At 37.0% G+C, this 17,664-nt stretch carries 18 protein-coding genes; 12 read left to right on the top strand and 6 right to left on the bottom strand.

Features of this window, described 5'->3' with window-relative positions; genetic code table 11:
- Nucleotides 1-16: 16 nt before the first annotated feature.
- From ACN6MT_RS20355 to ACN6MT_RS20325, 7 genes are all read left to right on the top strand, one after another.
- Nucleotides 17-790, top strand: coding sequence for a CheR family methyltransferase (locus tag ACN6MT_RS20355; RefSeq protein ID WP_419956495.1), 774 nt, complete (start codon nt 17-19; stop codon nt 788-790).
- Nucleotides 756-2,798 carry a PAS domain S-box protein gene (locus tag ACN6MT_RS20350; RefSeq protein WP_419887768.1) on the top strand — a complete coding sequence of 681 codons (2,043 nt, stop codon included), beginning with the start codon at nt 756-758 and terminating at the stop codon, nt 2,796-2,798. The genes ACN6MT_RS20355 and ACN6MT_RS20350 overlap by 35 nt, the downstream gene beginning before the upstream one ends.
- A gap of 39 nt (nt 2,799-2,837) precedes the next feature.
- A complete protein-coding gene (locus tag ACN6MT_RS20345; protein WP_419887767.1) occupies nt 2,838-3,782 on the top strand; it encodes a sugar ABC transporter substrate-binding protein in 945 nt (314 codons plus the stop codon).
- Between the two features lie 151 nt (nt 3,783-3,933).
- On the top strand, nt 3,934-4,671 hold the full coding sequence (locus ACN6MT_RS20340) for a DUF4253 domain-containing protein (RefSeq protein ID WP_419887766.1): 738 nt from the start codon (nt 3,934-3,936) through the stop codon (nt 4,669-4,671).
- 267 nt (nt 4,672-4,938) lie between these two features.
- A complete protein-coding gene (locus ACN6MT_RS20335; protein ID WP_419887765.1) occupies nt 4,939-5,871 on the top strand; it encodes a haloacid dehalogenase-like hydrolase in 933 nt (310 codons plus the stop codon).
- Between the two features lie 214 nt (nt 5,872-6,085).
- The gene (locus ACN6MT_RS20330) at nt 6,086-6,622 is read left to right on the top strand and encodes a hypothetical protein (RefSeq protein ID WP_419887764.1); all 537 of its coding nucleotides are present in this window, start codon (nt 6,086-6,088) and stop codon (nt 6,620-6,622) included.
- A 244-nt stretch (nt 6,623-6,866) separates the two neighbouring features.
- Nucleotides 6,867-7,427: a CBO0543 family protein gene (locus ACN6MT_RS20325; RefSeq protein WP_419887763.1), complete on the top strand. Its 561-nt coding sequence runs from the start codon at nt 6,867-6,869 to the stop codon at nt 7,425-7,427.
- A gap of 47 nt (nt 7,428-7,474) precedes the next feature.
- Here the strand turns inward: ACN6MT_RS20325 and ACN6MT_RS20320 are convergent, their stop codons facing one another.
- The 4 genes from ACN6MT_RS20320 to ACN6MT_RS20305 all read right to left on the bottom strand — a co-directional run bounded on the left by ACN6MT_RS20320 (nt 7,475) and on the right by ACN6MT_RS20305 (nt 9,572).
- Entirely contained in the window at nt 7,475-7,735 is a 261-nt protein-coding gene (locus ACN6MT_RS20320; RefSeq protein ID WP_419887762.1) for a hypothetical protein, read from the bottom strand.
- A 193-nt stretch (nt 7,736-7,928) separates the two neighbouring features.
- The gene (locus ACN6MT_RS20315) at nt 7,929-8,363 is read right to left on the bottom strand and encodes a CBS domain-containing protein (protein WP_419887761.1); all 435 of its coding nucleotides are present in this window, start codon (nt 8,361-8,363) and stop codon (nt 7,929-7,931) included.
- 275 nt (nt 8,364-8,638) lie between these two features.
- Nucleotides 8,639-8,941 (bottom strand): hypothetical protein, encoded by a 303-nt coding sequence (locus ACN6MT_RS20310; protein ID WP_419887760.1) that lies wholly within the window; start codon nt 8,939-8,941, stop codon nt 8,639-8,641.
- Nucleotides 8,942-9,047: 106 nt separating this feature from the next.
- Nucleotides 9,048-9,572: a hypothetical protein gene (locus ACN6MT_RS20305; RefSeq protein ID WP_419887759.1), complete on the bottom strand. Its 525-nt coding sequence runs from the start codon at nt 9,570-9,572 to the stop codon at nt 9,048-9,050.
- A gap of 214 nt (nt 9,573-9,786) precedes the next feature.
- Here ACN6MT_RS20305 and ACN6MT_RS20300 point away from each other — a divergent pair, with 214 nt between their 5' ends.
- Nucleotides 9,787-10,311 (top strand): N-acetyltransferase family protein, encoded by a 525-nt coding sequence (locus tag ACN6MT_RS20300; RefSeq protein WP_419887758.1) that lies wholly within the window; start codon nt 9,787-9,789, stop codon nt 10,309-10,311.
- 241 nt (nt 10,312-10,552) lie between these two features.
- Here the strand turns inward: ACN6MT_RS20300 and ACN6MT_RS20295 are convergent, their stop codons facing one another.
- The gene (locus ACN6MT_RS20295; RefSeq protein WP_419887757.1) at nt 10,553-11,095 is read right to left on the bottom strand and encodes a CBO0543 family protein; all 543 of its coding nucleotides are present in this window, start codon (nt 11,093-11,095) and stop codon (nt 10,553-10,555) included.
- 192 nt (nt 11,096-11,287) lie between these two features.
- Entirely contained in the window at nt 11,288-12,025 is a 738-nt protein-coding gene (locus ACN6MT_RS20290) for an HAD family hydrolase (RefSeq protein WP_419887756.1), read from the bottom strand.
- A gap of 426 nt (nt 12,026-12,451) precedes the next feature.
- Here ACN6MT_RS20290 and ACN6MT_RS20285 point away from each other — a divergent pair, with 426 nt between their 5' ends.
- From ACN6MT_RS20285 to ACN6MT_RS20270, 4 genes are all read left to right on the top strand, one after another.
- A complete protein-coding gene (locus ACN6MT_RS20285; RefSeq protein ID WP_419887755.1) occupies nt 12,452-13,321 on the top strand; it encodes a 50S ribosomal protein L11 methyltransferase in 870 nt (289 codons plus the stop codon).
- 169 nt (nt 13,322-13,490) lie between these two features.
- Nucleotides 13,491-15,374, top strand: coding sequence for a helix-turn-helix domain-containing protein (locus ACN6MT_RS20280; protein WP_419887754.1), 1,884 nt, complete (start codon nt 13,491-13,493; stop codon nt 15,372-15,374).
- Nucleotides 15,375-15,614: 240 nt separating this feature from the next.
- Nucleotides 15,615-17,126 carry a 4-hydroxyphenylacetate 3-hydroxylase family protein gene (locus ACN6MT_RS20275; protein WP_419887753.1) on the top strand — a complete coding sequence of 504 codons (1,512 nt, stop codon included), beginning with the start codon at nt 15,615-15,617 and terminating at the stop codon, nt 17,124-17,126.
- A gap of 21 nt (nt 17,127-17,147) precedes the next feature.
- Nucleotides 17,148-17,630: a flavin reductase family protein gene (locus ACN6MT_RS20270; RefSeq protein WP_419887752.1), complete on the top strand. Its 483-nt coding sequence runs from the start codon at nt 17,148-17,150 to the stop codon at nt 17,628-17,630.
- Nucleotides 17,631-17,664 lie beyond the last annotated feature (34 nt).

Below are 17,664 nucleotides of genomic sequence, written 5' to 3'. Positions count from 1 at the left end.
ATTATTACTAGAGGCTATGTTTCGCTATTATGGATATGATTTTAGAAATTATGCCTTTCCTTTTATCCAAAGAAGAATTAATCACCGCGTTCAAATTGAGAGACTATCGAGTATATCCGCGCTGCAGGAAAAAATTCTTAGGGAACCTAGTGTGATGGCAAAGTTACTTTCCGATTTTTCAATCAATGTGACAGAGATGTTTCGGGATCCATCTTTTTTTAAGAATATTCGAACCAAAGTAATTCCTTTACTAAAAGAGTATCCATCGATCAAAATATGGCATGTTGGCTGTTCTTCAGGCGAGGAAGTGTATTCAATGGCCATCCTTTTGCATGAAGAAGGAGTCTATGAGAAAACAAGAATATATGCAACCGATATAAATAAGAATGTTCTCGAAAAAGCCAAACAGGGGACCTTTCCGTTAGAAGAGATGAAGCTCTATACCAAAAACTATATTGAGGCAGGAGGGAAACAGGCCTTTTCTGAGTATTATAAAGCCATTGATGATAAGGTTTGTTTTCACCCATTTCTTCAAAAAAATATGATTTTTGCCCAGCATAATGTAGTAACCGATCATTCTTTTAACGAGTTTGATATGATTATATGCCGGAACGTTCTCATCTATTTTAATAAGAATCTTCAAAATGATGTTCATCAATTACTATATGAAAGCCTAAGCATCTCAGGTTTTCTTGGTTTAGGAAAAAGAGAGGGGGTTAAATTTACTCGTTATGAAGACTGTTATGGAGAATTTGATGGACCAGAAAGGCTCTATCGAAAAGTTAAATAATACACCTTCTAAGAAGGTGAATATTTTAATGGTGGATGATCATCCAGAAAACCTGCTGGCATTAGCAGCAGTGCTCACTTCACCAAATTACAATCTTATTAGTGCTCATTCAGGAAAAGAAGCATTAAAATGCATGCTTCAATATGATTTTGCGGTGATCTTACTCGACGTCCAAATGCCGGGACTTAATGGCTTTGATACGGCTAAGCTGATCAAGGCGCGTGAAAAAACAAAAAATATCCCGATTATTTTTATTACAGCGATTAGTCAAGAAATGGAACATGTTCATCAAGGATACTCCGTCGGTGCGATCGATTATATTTTTAAACCCTTTCAGCCCGAAACATTGAAAAAGAAAATTGAACAGTTTGTCAAAATTCATCAAAATCATCAAGAAACTATCATAAAAACAGATTTAGGACATTTACTTGAGCTTAATAAGGTTAATAAAAGGCTAGATAGAACTACCCTAAATTTACGTAGGACAGAGGCTTTATCAAAGGCAATAAGTGAAACGATAACCGATACGATTATCACGTTTGATAATCAAGGTTCCATTCTTTCTGTAAATCCAGCTATCATCAACATGTTTGGCTATCAGCCAAAGGAATTGTTAGAACAACACGTTTTGAAGCTTTTTCCTAAATGGGAAGATGAAGTGTTAGCTGATACATCACTCTCGTTCCTTTCTAGAATGAGACAATCGGTTGGGAAGATCATAGAAGTAGTGGCTGGCCGAAAGGATAAAAGCTGCTTTTATGCGGATCTATTAATTGCCTCTACCATTATTGAGGATGAACAGATTTTTGTTTGTACCATCCGCGATGTAACAGTAAGAAAGCAAATAGAAGAAGTGAAAAAACAACGATTTCATAATTTGGAACATATCGTCGAAGAGCGGACGCTTGAGCTAATCAAAGCAAATGAGAAACTGCAAAAAGAAATTGAAGAACGAAAAAGAATGGCGGACCATCTGTTCCGCTCTCAAGAAAGGTTTCGAAAAATCTTTGAATCCAGTCCTTGCTTAATGGCGATTTTATCACAGCAGGATCTAACTTTTATTGAGGTCAATGACAGTTGGACTAAATATATCGGTTATAACTGTGAGGAATTGATTGATCAAAAAATAAATAGTAAAAGTTTTATGGATGAAGCAACAGAGACCTATATAGATCTAAATAAAAAGAGTAGTAACAAGAAAATTAGGTATGAGACCAAAAATGGGAAAGTTCGATTAGGTTTATTATCTACGGAGTTTATTGATATCCATTCAGAACCATGTATGCTGGTTGTATTGACCGATATTACGGACAGGGTAAATCTAGAGAATGAAATGTATCGGTTAGACCGATTGAATTTAATCGGCGAGATGGCAGCGGGTATAGCCCACGAGATTAGAAACCCGATGACAACTGTTCAAGGCTTTTTACAATTAACAAGGAATAAAACTGATAAATTATCTACTGATATCATTGATTTAATGCTAGAGGAATTGGAAAGAGCAAACTCAATTATTACAGAATTTTTGAATCTAGCAAAAAATAAAATCAGTGTCAAAAAGAAGCAAAACCTGAACACCATTATTGAGGCTTTATCTCCTCTGATTCATGCAGAAGCATTACGTTCCAATAAACAGCTTACGCTTGACTTAGGAGAATGTCCCGACATCTCCTTGGACGAAAAAGAAATTCGCCAGCTTATCTTAAATATTGCCTTGAATGGATTGGATGCGATGATTTCCAATGGGAATCTAACGGTCAAAACCTATCAAGACAAAGAGACAGTCGTTCTCCAAATTAAAGATGAAGGAGAGGGAATCAACCCAGAAGTCTTATCAAAATTAGGCACACCTTTCTTCACTACAAAGGAAACAGGAACCGGTTTAGGGTTAGCCATTTGTTACAGTGTAGCCAAACGACATGACGCCGATATTGAAATTGAAACCAGTGAACAGGGGACTACTTTCTCGGTTCGATTTCAGCTTATTCCCAGCTTAACCACCGTTTAGGTACATTCTTTTAACACAGAAGAGAGGGGAGATGAATCGGTGTCAGGGAAATGGAAAATGATAGTAGTGGTCGGTACGGTCCTTTCTGTTATTGTTCTAGGTTTTATATCGGTTACATTTGCCGATAAAAAACCAACGGTAGTCGTTGTGTTAAAAGCCTCAGACTCACCCTATTGGAACATTATGAAGGCTGGTATAGAAAAAGGGTTTAAGGATTTTGGAATCGATGGAAAAGTGATGGTTCCAAGTGAAGCAATACCACAACAACAGGTCGAATTATTGAAAAACATTTACAAAGAAAAGCCGGATTTGATCATAACGGCTCCATACAGTTCATCAGCTGTTGGTCCGACATTAGAAACATTTACGGATATTCCGATTTTATTAGTGGATACCGATATTCCGATTGAGAACAAAACCGCGTATATCGGAACCAATAATCTGGATTTAGGTAAAAAAGCCGGAGCCTTCTTAGCCTCACAGCTGCAGCCGGGCGACAAGATTGCCATAATCGGAGGAGATTTGTCTTTCTCCGTTTTTAAGGAGCGGGTTGAAGGTGCTACCATTTCCTTACAAAATGCAGGCATCAATATCGCATACAAAAAAACCGGGATACCGGATAATCCCAAGAAAATTCAAAGTGTGATCACTAAGCTTATGCGGGACCAGCCGGATATTAAGGGAGTTATGACCACTCACGACACGATTGCATTACCTGTCATCAAGGAGTTAGAAGAACAAGGGCTCTTGATTCCCGTCATTGGTCCGGATGGTCTTGCCGACATGGTTAAGTTAATCGCAGATGGTACCCTACCTGGTACAACGGCACAAAACCCTTATGATATGGGCTATTTAAGTGTTGAAACCGCCATGAAAGTGTTAAAAGGAGAAAATGTCGAACCATTTGTGGACAGTGGCGTTGATATTATCATAAAAGAGAATGCACAGCATAGACTAAGTTTTTATGAGAAAATAGTGAAGTAAAATAACAGTGGTATAGTCAAAATATTAAAGCTCGAATTGGAGGTGATACAGATTTTCTGTATCACCTTTTTTAGGTAGACAACATTTTTAGAAGGTAATAATTACTTTCTATTGAATTTTATAACATAAAAAAATCTGAAGGGTGGAGAGTATGGGCATATTTGATAAATTTAAGAAAAATAAGGTAGAGAAAGATTATATGAAAGAAATTATAGGAAATTTGGGTTGTGATTGCATGGTGCTGTCGGGGAAAGATGTTAATGGTGTCATGTCGGAATACCGTCAAGCTCTCATTGACGGCAAAAAGGAAGGTTATACACCGCTAATCATCATTCCTTCAGAACTGATGTTAGAAATCCTTGACACCGAGATGGATCATGAATATCGAGAAACGATCATAACACAAGCACATGAAATAAATATAAATGAATTGTTAAAGAGACTTCTTGATGAGGTTATGCCGATGGATGGGGACGAAGACTATGATATCAGAGGCGAGTTTTCAACAGAGGCGCCGATAAGTCATTTTTTATCTATTGAAGAAGCCTCTAATAAAAAAATCATTCTCGCAAAGATTCCAACAGATAAACCTTGGGAAGTGGCTGCTTGGGTACCGATGGGAGGGTTTAATGAATGTCCTATGCCAGAGGAGCAAGTTGCAGTATTCAAATACTGGTATGAGAAATACGGAGCAACACCCGCGTTAGTTACCCAGGATGTCTGGGAACTATATGTGGAAAGTCCACTCAAAACACAAGAAGAATCAGAAATTCTCGCATGGGAACAGTTTGGATTTTGTGGAGATATCGTCTGGCAAGGAGTTGGAACTGTCAATTCTTTAGCAGGAACACTAATCAATTCTTCCGTTTGGTATTTTTGGTGGGATTAATAAGAGGTATTTGTATAGAAAAGTAGTAGGAAAGTTTTTAGGTTAAAGGTATAACTATAATTTGTAAAAAACGAGGTTAACATAATCATATTATGTTAACTAGTGGAATTATTCAATAACCTATTTGATTCTGTTTGCATGAAAAAAGTTTTTCAGGAAGGATCCTGCTTTAATAAAAATATTGATATTCTTGCTATTTGCTGAAAATTATCTTAAGTAGAGACACTATGATAGCATAATAAAGAATAACCATAAGAGGTGAATGAGATGAAAAGAATTTTAGATTGTAGAGGTTCTGATTTTCGGAAAATGGGTAGAGAAGAATTAAAGCAGGCAATCCGCGCAGCAGAAGGAAGAACGATAATCGCTGAAACGGTAGTGACTTCTCAACCGTTACTTCCGGAGGTATCCAACCCGGAAGTAATGAAGGCATTTGGTGCGGATATGATCTTACTGAACATGTTCGATTGTTTGAACCCCTTTGTAAATGGGATTGAGTCATACAGCATATTTCAACCAAATGCGGCAGACACGGTTATCGATGAACAAATCATTCAAAAAATAAAAAAACTAACGGGCCTGCCAGTGGGCATTAATCTTGAACCTGTTGATCCAGAGGCTAAGACCTTAGAAAAATTGCATTCATTGCCGGAAGGGCGTACTGCTACTGAAAAATCTCTAGCGATGGCCAAGCAGTTGGGATGTGACTTTATTTGTTTAACCGGCAACCCAAAATCAGGGGTAACCAATGAGAAAATTGAACAGGCTATTACATTAGCGAATAAACATTTTGGTGGACTGATTATAGCCGGCAAAATGCATAATGCTGGAACAGCAGGAAACGTGTTTGATCTCAATGCATTTTCTCGCTTTGCAGAAGCAGGTGCAGATGTCATTCTTTTTCCGGCACCAGGAACAGTTCCAGGAGTTCGTGAAGAAACACTTGCGGAAGCGATTGAAAATGTTAAAGCTAAAGGGGCATTAACCCTTGCTGCAATTGGCACCAGCCAAGAAGGGGCAGACGAAGAAACCATTCGTGCTATTGCTTTAAGCTCCAAAAGAGCAGGAGTCGATATTTTTCATATTGGGGATGCTGGATATTCTGGTATGGCATTACCTGAGAATATTCAAGCACTTTCGATTACTGTTAGGGGTAAAAGACATACTTATATAAGAATGGCTGCATCGGCAGTAAGATAATTAAATCGTTAATCCCTTTCTAAGAAGAAGGGGATTTTTTTTGGTTCTTGTTAAAGGTATAGACTACATTGGATAGACTCTCCCTTTAATTACTTAAAAAAGGATGTTTGGTCTATGGGTAATCGTCTATTCGCGGGACAATCGTAGAACATAGTATGAGATTGTGGTTAATTTATAGGTGATAAATAACCATTTTTAATGGTGAATGAGGATTATGAATTTATACGGTGGAGGAATGATTAAAGTGAATGAACAGAAACAATACCGTCACGATTTGTTGGAATGGTGTCATGAAACAGCTAAAAATTTATCTGAACAAATGGAGTTGTTATATAGAGAAGTAAATGCTGATCAAAAAGAATGTACAGCCGATTCTGTAAACCGTTTTGAAATGGAAGAACAAATCCATCTCGAGGAAGAAGAGTTAGAGGCAAATGATTTCCAAGTCGATTTGGAAATTGAAACAGACCAAAATATTGATATGGAGGAACTAAACCAATACCGAGAGGATTTATTGGCATGGTGTAACAATCTTTACTCAACTTGGAATAGCACGAAACCGATATTAGCAAAACATGTTGATAATGCAAGCTTAGAGGGATGGGAAGGAATGTGCTCTCGTTTAAAAGAGAAATTAGAGGAAGATCTTTCATTAGAATACGAAGACTATGAGATAGCTAATGCCTTATATGAACAGTGGGAAAAGCTTTTAGAGGAATCGTATTCTTATCAAGAAGGAGCAGGAGTTTGATCGTAAGCTAAGCACAATTAGTTTTTATAAGATGATTCTAAGTAAAATACCTTAGTAAAATCATTAAAATTGAACGAAAAATGAATGGAATAGCGAAAAAACAAGCTATCTTAACGGCTAAAGGGGGCATTACTGTAGCAGCGGTAATGCCTTTTCCTTCTTAAGGTGATCGGAAGGATAGTGAAACAAGCATACATTGGATAGACTAAAATAAATACTATGATTCGAAAAAGGTGTTTGAAAAATGGAACCATTACTTGATTCAGATAAGATAAAGACAACAGATAAGCTTTATCAACAAATTCATCAGATAAATGTTGAATATTATGAGTTTTGGAAAGAAAATACTTTATGGCACTGGGATTTTTATTTTTCGATTATCTTGGCAGTTACTCCTTGGATGATTTGGTTCTTCTTTAGAAAAAAAGGGAGTGAAGGAAGGTTATTACTAGTTGGGAGTTTTGTGGCCTTTATCACGTCATGGTTAGACTTTTTAGGTGTGATTTTAGGGATATGGCATTATTCTGGAAAGGTAATTCCTACGATCCCTAGTTACATACCCTGGGATTTTTGTTTATTACCAGTATTAACGATGTTTTTTATCCAATTCAAACCGGCCATCCATCCTTTTCTTAAAGCGATTATCTATGGAGCATTCATCTCTTTTATAGGAGAACCAGTAATGGAACGGATTGGGTTATACACACCTGGTAATTGGAAAAATTATTATTCTTTTCCGATTTATATCGTAATTTTTTTCATTTCATTTAAAATAAGTAAAATTAACACGTTTAAAACAATCTAAAGAAGGTCACTCCACACATTAACGAAGTAGGTAAGTGGAATCAGCCACTAATTTTTATCAGTGGCTTTTTTCGTTGGTTTCCTAATGATCCAATTATGATACTTTAATTCCAGTAATAAGTCGAAGTTAACGTTTTGTTCAAAATCCTTTGGCTTGTCTAATTGTATCCCTCTTTTTGAGGCGGCTGCCATGATTAATCCTAATTCATAGTACATATTCTTAGTAACTAAACCATTTGAACACATCTTCTTCACTTCATTATAGAATTGAATCAAAAAATCACTAGGTAATCTTTCATACAAAGACATAACCTAAAACACCCGCAATCCCTACTATGTTAATAGGAATAATATCATTTATAACCGAAAATGAAAAGGTATTTTCGCGAATTATCCTACATATGAAAGGAATAAATTACAAAGTTAAAAAAGCCGATTTTCTTAAATAGAAAATCGGCGTCGTTCTATGGTCAATATTAATAATTGGACATTGGACTTTTAATTAGAAGTTTGATTGTTTAGGTTGTGCTGGATTTGAAATATTCTTAAGGGCATGTCCAGCTTTATCCGTCGAATGATTATTAACAGCTAAATCACCAAGTGAGACAATTCCAACCAATTTGTCATCTTCCACAATCGGAAGACGACGAATTTGGTGCTGGGACATGAGGTTTACCGCTTCCTCCACTGACATTTCTTTGTTTCCTTTTATCACATTGTCGGTTACTAATTCAGAAATCGTGGAGTCACTCGATAGATCATTGACAAATCCCTTTATGACTAAATCACGGTCGGTTACGATTCCTACTAATTTTTCATTATCACAAATTGGAACGGCCCCCACATCCAGCTCTTTCATTTTCATGGCAACCTCTTTACACGTACTTTCTGGACTACAGCTATCAACATTGGTAGTCATTACCTCTGCAACATTCATGCTCATTCCTCCTTTATGATTGTTCATTTATTTACTACCCGTCACACCATATGGTTAAACGTTATTTTTGGGATTAAATAAGGTATCTTATTGAAGTAGCTGGGGATGGACAGATAAATACATGAAAATTATTTTTTTAGTTAAGCGTTCTTAGTGCAAATAATATCAAAAAAAAAGAACCCATTTTTGAGTTCTTTCTCTAAACATTTTACCGTTAGCTGCTGTGCACAAGTTCTTCATAACGGGGGTTAACAAGTATTTTATATTTCATTGTTTTATTGATGGGAATCCTTAGAGTTAATATTATTGCTGATATCCTGATTATTGGAATCTGTATGGTTATCTGCTTCAGCTGTCTCGACTATCTGGTTACCAATAACACCGCCTGAAACACCGCCAATAACAGCACCAAAGAGTCCAAATGGAGCACCTATCATAGCACCTGCAACAGCATCAGTAAACGTTCCTGCTGCTTCACCAAATTCACTAGTACCTTGTATAGTATTGTTATCAGCATTGTTGTTGCCACTTTCTTCTTCATTCCCATCAAAATTACTGCGTTCGTTACTGTGAGTCATCTATTCACTTCCTCGTTTATTAATAGAGAATATGCTAAATATGAATGCACAGCATCCTAAACATATACTACCCAGCTGAAGTAGTTTTACTCATTAGATGTTTTCGTTACTCTGGTTTATTTTTGTCTTCACTTTTCCTGAATTGAATATCATCACTTATTTTCTTTTCATCCTGGTTTTTCAATGCGAGTACTGCCGCCTTCCCGTCACTGGGCGACCCATCTGAAAAATACATAGGAAATAGGGAGAAAAAAAGAATATAAAATGAGAAATAGGTAAACTGAGACCAAAAAACGGACTTCTCTAGAATTCCTTTAGAAATGAGGATGTGTACCAGAAAAATACTTATCAGGTTGAATAAAGATCCGCCAAGGTAAATTAAGGTGTTCGTGACTCGGTTATCATGCTTTAACGATTTAAACTCGCAGGCCCCATTCCAGAAATAGTATTTCCTTACTTCAATATTCCAAAATGAAAATACCAAAGGTCCACAACCGATGATGATTTTTTTCTCTAATCCTCTGAATAGCGTAACGAAAAAAATATGCCCGCTTAAATGGATAAGAGTAACAAAAGGCAGGATCACGAAAAAAGAGATTAAAAATTTTATGATGTCAGCGAATCCAAACATAGTTATCCTCCTAAAATATCCTATGTAGAATATGTAATTTCGTTTAAGCCAAGACGTTATTTTATGTACCCAGTAAAAAAAGATGTTAACTAGAAAAAATTTGCAGTATAAGTAGAGTACTGGATACATTAAAAAGAAAACAGTAGTATAAATGTGAATGAGAGTATAAAAACAAGTGATAAACAGGCACGAAGTCTATTTAGAGGTGATAAGTATGAAGATTAAAAAGGCAAGTGGAGTAGATATAAAATCGATAGCGAGAGTTTATGTTGATGGTTGGAAAACTACTTATCGAGGTTTAGTACCAGACGATTATTTGGACAGTTTATCGTATGAAGAGTCAGAACAAAGGTGGCTTAATTTTTTAAATCACGAAAAAGAACCCTTTATTTATATTGCAATGACTGAGGCAGGGGAAATTATAGGTTTTGCATCAGGTAAAAGCATTGTTGACGAAAATTTTGATGGGGAATTATACTCACTTTATCTATTACAGGAATGTAGAGGATTAGGTGTAGGAAGACAACTGGTTTCGGCCATTGCCAGGCATTTTACAGAAAAAGGCATTGCTTCTATGTTGGTGTGGGTAATGGAACGAAATAAATCTGGTCTTGGTTTTTATGAACGTATGGGAGGAAGGGCATATCTTCATAGGAAAAGTGAGTTTGGAGGAATGGTAGTAGATGATGTTGCGTATGGCTGGATGGACGTCTCAGTATTATGTACGGAAGAAGAATAAACTTTTAACTAACAGGGCTTAAGTTAAAAATTGTAGGTGCAGTCGCACCTCTTTTTCAATTCAATGATAGAAGAGGCTGTAATGCTTAATATCGTAGATTAAAAACTAACATTTCCGTTAGAAAGAGCAGGATAGTTTAACAAGGAAAAAGCCTACTTTATTAAAGGAATCATACACATAGGCGAGATTTTAATGGTTTTTATACCGTTGATGGGGAACTTAGGGTATTTTTTGATGAATATTACCTTTTCTTTATCTTCTCCATTACAAATTTAAAGAGGATTGCGCCAAAAATAAATCCAATAAAGGAATAAGTATGTTTCCATTTATCTAGTATGAGTAAGTCAAATAGTTCAAAAATTGGCTCTATAATATATGAAAATAGTGCAGACAATACTATGCTTGCTTTTACGAAAGACTGCCATAATGGGAAATACTGATATACCAACATGTAACTGACGGGTATTACAGTGAGGTCAGCAGGTACCATAGGCGGAATGATAGGTATTAATTTATCAGGATATCCCCACAAACCCAACTCAACACCTACAAGGTCTGAGGCGATGGATAAAACTGCCCAAATAAGTCCATAAGATAAGATCTCAAAAATTCTATTTTTATCAACGAGCTTCCACCATATATACCAAGGAAGTATACAAGATAGAAGTAGAAACCACCAACCGGGGGTAAATAAATCATCATGAATCCAGTGTTTTAAATTTTTATCGAATAAACGATTTCGAAGTGCTGCAATTTCAGTATAAGTAGGAATTATTCCACTCAAAAAATCTTCCCTCCGAATAACTTACTAGAGTTTAAACTTGTTAACGATTCTCAATACCTAATTTCTTTCATTTAGATTATCCATAATAAAAGGAGGATATGTTAATTCTTTTTTGGGGGCAAGTATTCATACATTGTCGACTCACTTAAAGGATTCCGATTTAATGGTCCATTCGTTATTGATTTTTCCCACTCACATCATTTGCTCTTGGATGCTTTTATCAATTACATCAGGAACTTCATAAAGTGAATTTACTGTGATAAAAGTACTGCTATGTTCAACGTTAACATCAACCATGTTATACGTCCATTCATTTTCTGCTGGAATGTAGATTGCATGGATATCCATTTCCAGTGCTGGGACAATATCTGTTCTTAATGAATTTCCAACCATCCATGTTACATGTGGGTCAGCCTTAATCGTTTTTAAAATATTGGATAATGCTGTTGTATCTTTATGTTCTGAAATAAAAATGCGATGTTCAAAAAACGTAGTCAATTCCAACTGGGTAATTTTTCTGCGTTGATTAGCCTCATCTCCTCCTGTGTGCAAATATAATTCATGTCCATCTTCTTTTAGACGCAGCAGGGTTTCATTCATTTTTGGAATAGGTTCAACTGGGATCTCGAATACCTTATAACCCAACTCTCTCAAATATTGGATTTCTTTCTTTTTCTTTTCCCTCCCAGTTAAGTCGCAAAAGTATTTATATGTACCAACAAAGGATTCAGGAAACCGATCTGATTTTAGCCCGTACTCACTAATCGCTGCAACATCAAGTTGAAGCTGTTTCTGTTTTATCTCTTCCTCTTTTATCGAGTCAAACCATTCCATCATATGGTCAGCGAACTCGTCGATTACTAGGCTAAAATATTTATTACAGTATGCTAATGTGTCATCAAGGTTAAATAAAATGTTTTGTTTTTTCATTGTTTAACTCCTTTTCCAACGATATAACTATTATTCCACTAAGACTAAGTTAATATTACTAGGATAGTTAAGAAGAGTCAGAGTCCTTATTCTTCAACAAAAAATTGCTTTACAAGTAATGGCTCCACCTACGCCAATTACCATGATAGCCACACATGCTATCCCCACTAATAATAGAATAATCAATCATTGTTAAGAGCCTGCAGTTTTGATGTTAAGGTTCTGTAAATCATTTATTAAAAAACCACGGCAAGGTTTTCAGGTAAAGTGATTTTTAAATGAAGCGGAGCAAATTCTGATTTCTACTAGGATCAATTTTTATTATGTAAGTCGTTTTCTTTTTCATTCGACTGGCGATAATGGTAAAAAAATGGTCACTGTTGGCTCGAGCCATGTCGCACGGGCCAATAGCTAGGAGAAATAACGATGTATGAAATAACCGTAAGACTTCCAGCCAAAAAGATTGAGAAAATCATTCCGCATTTATACCAAAAAGGCTACTATCAAACTTTTTACGAGGTTCCATTAGATGTGGTGACAGATGCCAATGGCTATGCCTTTGTTGAAAGGAAGAATGAAATCACAGACCTTAATATTTATATTAACGATTTTATGGAAGCAAAGGAACGGCGTATGTTAGTAGATATATTAGCCATTGATGACTCCAGTTTGGTCGTTAAGAAAGTAAATGAGCTCAATTACCAGCAAACATTTGATGATATTTTTCTTGAAAATGGCTGGGTTATCACCACACCAGATAAAATGAATCATTACGACATAAAAAAACGGATTGTACTGGACTCTCAAGGAAATTTTGGGACAGGCTATCACGAAACGACAAGAGATTGTTTGCACTTCATTTTAAATCATGATTTCAAAGGTTTAAGTGTGGCAGACATTGGCGCGGGTTCCGGAGTATTAAGTATAGCGGCTGCACTCAAAGGAGCGAGCCTTATCGATACCTATGATATTCAGCCGGTTGAGCGGGAAATTCTCTATCAGTGTGAACTAAATGGTGTAATGCCGGTGAATGTGGTTCAAAGTGATTTAATCAAGAATAAAAATGTAATCAAAAAAGAATATAATTGGGTGTTCCTCAATATTGGAACACAAGAAAATAGGGATATCCTTAACGCTCAAAGACTTTTAGACTGCAAAAACACGACATTTATTTTATCCGGTATGCTTGAATGGAATTACCAATTGGTAGAATCTGTGTTTAAAGAGGCAGGCTTCAGATTGGTGGAAAAGAAGCAAAGTAACGAATGGGTGACATGTCTTTTTAAAGCAAATTAACGATGTAAAAAGGTTTTTTTGAGTAGTCATTCAGGAGTGAGAACCTTTTCATCTAGTGGATCCTTCAGTATAATGGAACTAATAACTTCTTGATAATCATAAGTCAATATTTATTCATTCATTCACTCGCAGGTAAGCTGAATTAAATCTGAAATAAGGGAGAAATAGAATGAAAACACTGGAACTAAATGACTTATTACATATACACCAAGAGAATGAACTATGGTTTGCCAACAATGAAAGATCTGTCTTTGTTTCAACAAGGGCTTTCGGAACAATGCAACGAGATTTAATTGAGAATATTGGGATTGATCGGATGAAAACATTCTTTTTTAAGTATGGATATCAACTGGGAGTTGAAGACGCCCAGGAGGTGGCTAAAAGAGATTCCTTAAGCTTACTTGAAAAGATTGAATATGGTCCGATAATTCATGCCTTAAAAGGCCATGCAAAATCACGCATTACTGAAAAGGAATTTGAGGTAGAAGAAAACGAAATCAAATCGTTTCGCTTTAAAGGGATTTGGGAAAATTCGTATGAAGCGGAACAACATCTTAAAAATTTTGGGATGAGCCATGGACCAGTTTGTTATACGTTAACTGGTTATGCTACGGGATATATTACGGGTGTGGTTGGAGTGAACGTCTTTTTCAAAGAGCTGCAATGTCAGGGACAAGGGGACCCGTGTTGCGTGTGGGAAGGGCGTCTAGTTTCGGAATGGAAGGAAGAAGCGGAGGAATTCTTTTCTTATAGTAAAGAACTGCCGATTTTGAAGGAACTGGAGCAAACAAACGAAAAACTCATGCAGGAAAAAAATAACCTCGCACTTGTTTCAAAAACATATAATGAGATGACCAATGAGCTAATCAAAGGCAATAACATCGATAGTATTCTCAACATTGTACATAAACAAAATCATCTGTCGATTGTCGTGGAGGATAGCCGTCAAAATATCATTGCCTCTAAAGGTATCAACCTGGAAGATTTTGAGTCTAGTAGAGCATCATTTTCTGAGATTCCCGATAAGAAGCAATGTCATTCCAAAGTGGGTATTTTCTCATTTGAAAAAGGGATGAGCCTAAAGACTCCAATCTACCTTTTAGGCAAGATTGTAGGTTATTGCTCTTTTCTATACGAGCAAGGAAGGATTCCTAAATATGAGGTTGACTCGATGATTCTTGATCGACTAGCGTCGATTTGCTCCCTGCTGTTTTTAAAGGAAAAAACAGAAGTGGAATCATTAGAACAGGTGAAAGGCCATTTTCTTGAAGAAATTATGAGTGGGAAATATACGCAGCAAGAAATCATGAGAAAAGCGGATTATATTCAGTTAGATTTGTCCGATTACTATCATATTGTGGCTTTGACCTACAAGTTTTTAAATAAGTGTGATGAAAAAGAATTCACGTTACATAAGAAGACATTTGAAATGGTATCTGCTTACTTTCGGGAAGAAGAGAACCTAAATGTAATTATCGGTCAGCGGCCTGACACTCTAATTCTCCTGATTACAGAGAACCAAGTCACTCAGCAAAATATGGAGAAAATGATTCGGACGTTAGTCGCTTTTTTAAAGAAGGAAACAAAACATGCTCTATTCTTAGCAGGAATAAGCTCGCAAAACAGTAACATCCTTGAAGCAGGGGTGGCAATGGAAGAAGCATGTTCTGCTGTGCGGCTATCTTCTAGGGATGAACCAATCACCTTTTTTAGTGATTTAGGAATGCTAGGAATCTTGATTAATGACCAAAACGAGCAAGCCATCAGGAAAATGATCCGTGATCAGCTTGGGGTTCTCTACGAGAATCTTGATAAGAATAAATTAGAATTGATTGAAACACTCTACCATTTTCTTGAACAAGGCGGCAACCTGGAACAAACAGCAGAATCCCTCGCACTCTCAAAAAGCGGCCTTCGTTATCGCCTCAACAAAATTACGGATCTTCTTAATCGTGATTTGCGTGATCCGCAGAGACAATTTCAGTTAATGATGGCGCTAAAAGCATTAAAAATTGTTGAGCATGAGAAAATCAAAAAAATTCAAGCAGAGTAGTTCGATTTATTCGGTAAAAGAAAACGAATCATCTATAAATTTGCCAGACTTCCCACTGAACATTCGTTAGTGGGGTGTCTGGCTTTTATTTTGCCATACTGACACAAAGGAGTAGTATTTACGAAGTTTTCTGTCACTTCGTGTTATTGTTATGAATTTTCAGATAACTTATGATAGTACTAGTGGTGGACAGATGTGCCACACATAAAAAAGTAGGAATCTAAGAATGGAGTTGAAGAAATGTACACAGGCAAAGAATATTTGGAAAGTCTCAATGACGGCAGATCGGTTTATTTAAACGGGGAAAAAATTAAAGATGTAACAACACATCCCGCTTATCGGAATGCTGCTCGTTCGTATGCGAGAATGTACGATGCTCTTCATGATCCAGCGACACGTGATATCTTAACCACAACAACCGAATTTGGCGACAGAACACATAAATTTTTCAAAACACCCACTAGTTCTCAGGATTTGTTAGAGGCAAGAGATGCCATTGCTCAGTGGGCAAAGCTAAGCTATGGTTTTATGGGACGAACACCTGATTACAAAGCTTCTTTCACTGGACACCTTAATGCGTTTGGTCATTTTTATCAAGGTTTTGAAGACAATGCATTAGCCTGGTACAAAAAATCAACAAAGGAAGTACCATTCATTAACCATACAATCATTAATCCACAAGTGGATCGTTCAAAACCTTTACATGAGAATAAAGATGTATTTGTTCGTGCTGTTGCGGAGCGAGATGACGGGATAATTGTAAGCGGTGCCAAAATGGTAGGAACAGCTTCTGCTTTAACACATTATAACTTTGTTGCAAACTATGGACCGAAAGATTTAGGCGGTGGTGATGATAGTCATGCATTGATCTTCTTCGTGCCAATGAATGCAGAAGGTCTTAGCATGATAAGCCGCCAATCCTATGAATTACATGCTGCAAAAAACGGAACTCCATTTGATTATCCTTTATCTAGCCGCTTTGATGAAAATGACGCCGTGATTGTGCTCGATAACGTCTTCATTCCTTGGGAAAATGTATTGGCGTATCGCAATATTGAGGTATCAAATAACTTTGCAAAAGTAAGCGGTTTCATCCCACGCTTTACTTTCCATGGCTGTACACGTCTTGCCGTTAAATTAGATTTTATGACCGGGCTTTTATTAAAAGCAACGGAAGGAGCAGGTACGAAAGATTTCCGTGGGGTTCAGGCAAAGATTGGTGAAGTGGTTGCTTTACGAAATATGTTCTGGGGTCTTTCTACTGCAATGGCAACAGATCCTGAAAAAGGGCCAAACGGCTTAGTGGTTCCAAACTCTTACTCAAGTGCTGCTTATCGAGCGTTGGCTCCATTGGCTTGGGTCAAGGTGAAGAATATCTTTGAGCAAGTCGTGGCTGGCGGATTAATTCAATTGCCTTCAAGTTCAAAAGATTTCCTCAATGAAGATTTAAAACCTTACTTAGACACGTATTATCGCGGAACAGGAATTGGTGCGGAAGAACGTGTGAAATTATTGAAAATGGTTTGGGATACAATCGGCACAGAGTTCGGAGGACGTCATGAATTATATGAGGTCAACTATGCTGGAAACCATGAAAACATCAACATGGAAGCGTTATTCCATTTTGAGGCAACAGGTGCTGCCGATCAGCAAAAAGCATTCGTCGATTCTGCATTAAGTGATTATGACCTTAAGGGCTGGACGAATAAAACATGGGTAGATGCGAAAGAAAAAGAAGCGGTTAAATCATAAAGTTTGATAGGAGGGAACAAAATGGATGATCGTCTATTTCGCCAGGCTATGGGGAAATTTGCTACGGGCGTTACGGTCATCACGACTGAGCTAGAAGGAGAGGTGCACGGCATGACGGCTAATGCCTTCATGTCGGTCTCTCTAAATCCAAAGCTAGTGGTGATTTCGATCGGCGAAAGAGCGCAAATGCTTGAAAAAATCAAGAATAGTAAAAAGTTTGCCGTGAATATTTTAGCGGGAGAGCAACAAGAATACTCGATGCTCTTTGCTGGTCAGATAAAGGAAAAGAGGGAAATCGATTTCGACCAACTGGCGGGACTCCCTGTCTTAACAGGAGCCATCGCTCAGGTAGCATGTGAAGTGGTAAATGAACATATCGAAGGAGATCATACCTTATTTATCGGCAGAGTCATCGATATTAAGCTTGAAGAGGGAGAGCCGCTCATGTTCTTTAATGGCCAATATCGCTCTTTTACGCCTGAAGTAAGTCTCGTAAATAAGTAGTCTATTTCAAACAATATATCTAATAGGAGGATTA

Origin of the sequence: Neobacillus niacini, assembly GCF_048572935.1 — a bacterium.
Lineage (GTDB): Bacteria > Bacillota > Bacilli > Bacillales > Cytobacillaceae > Neobacillus > Neobacillus niacini.
This window is presented reverse-complemented; position numbering and strand designations above follow the sequence as displayed.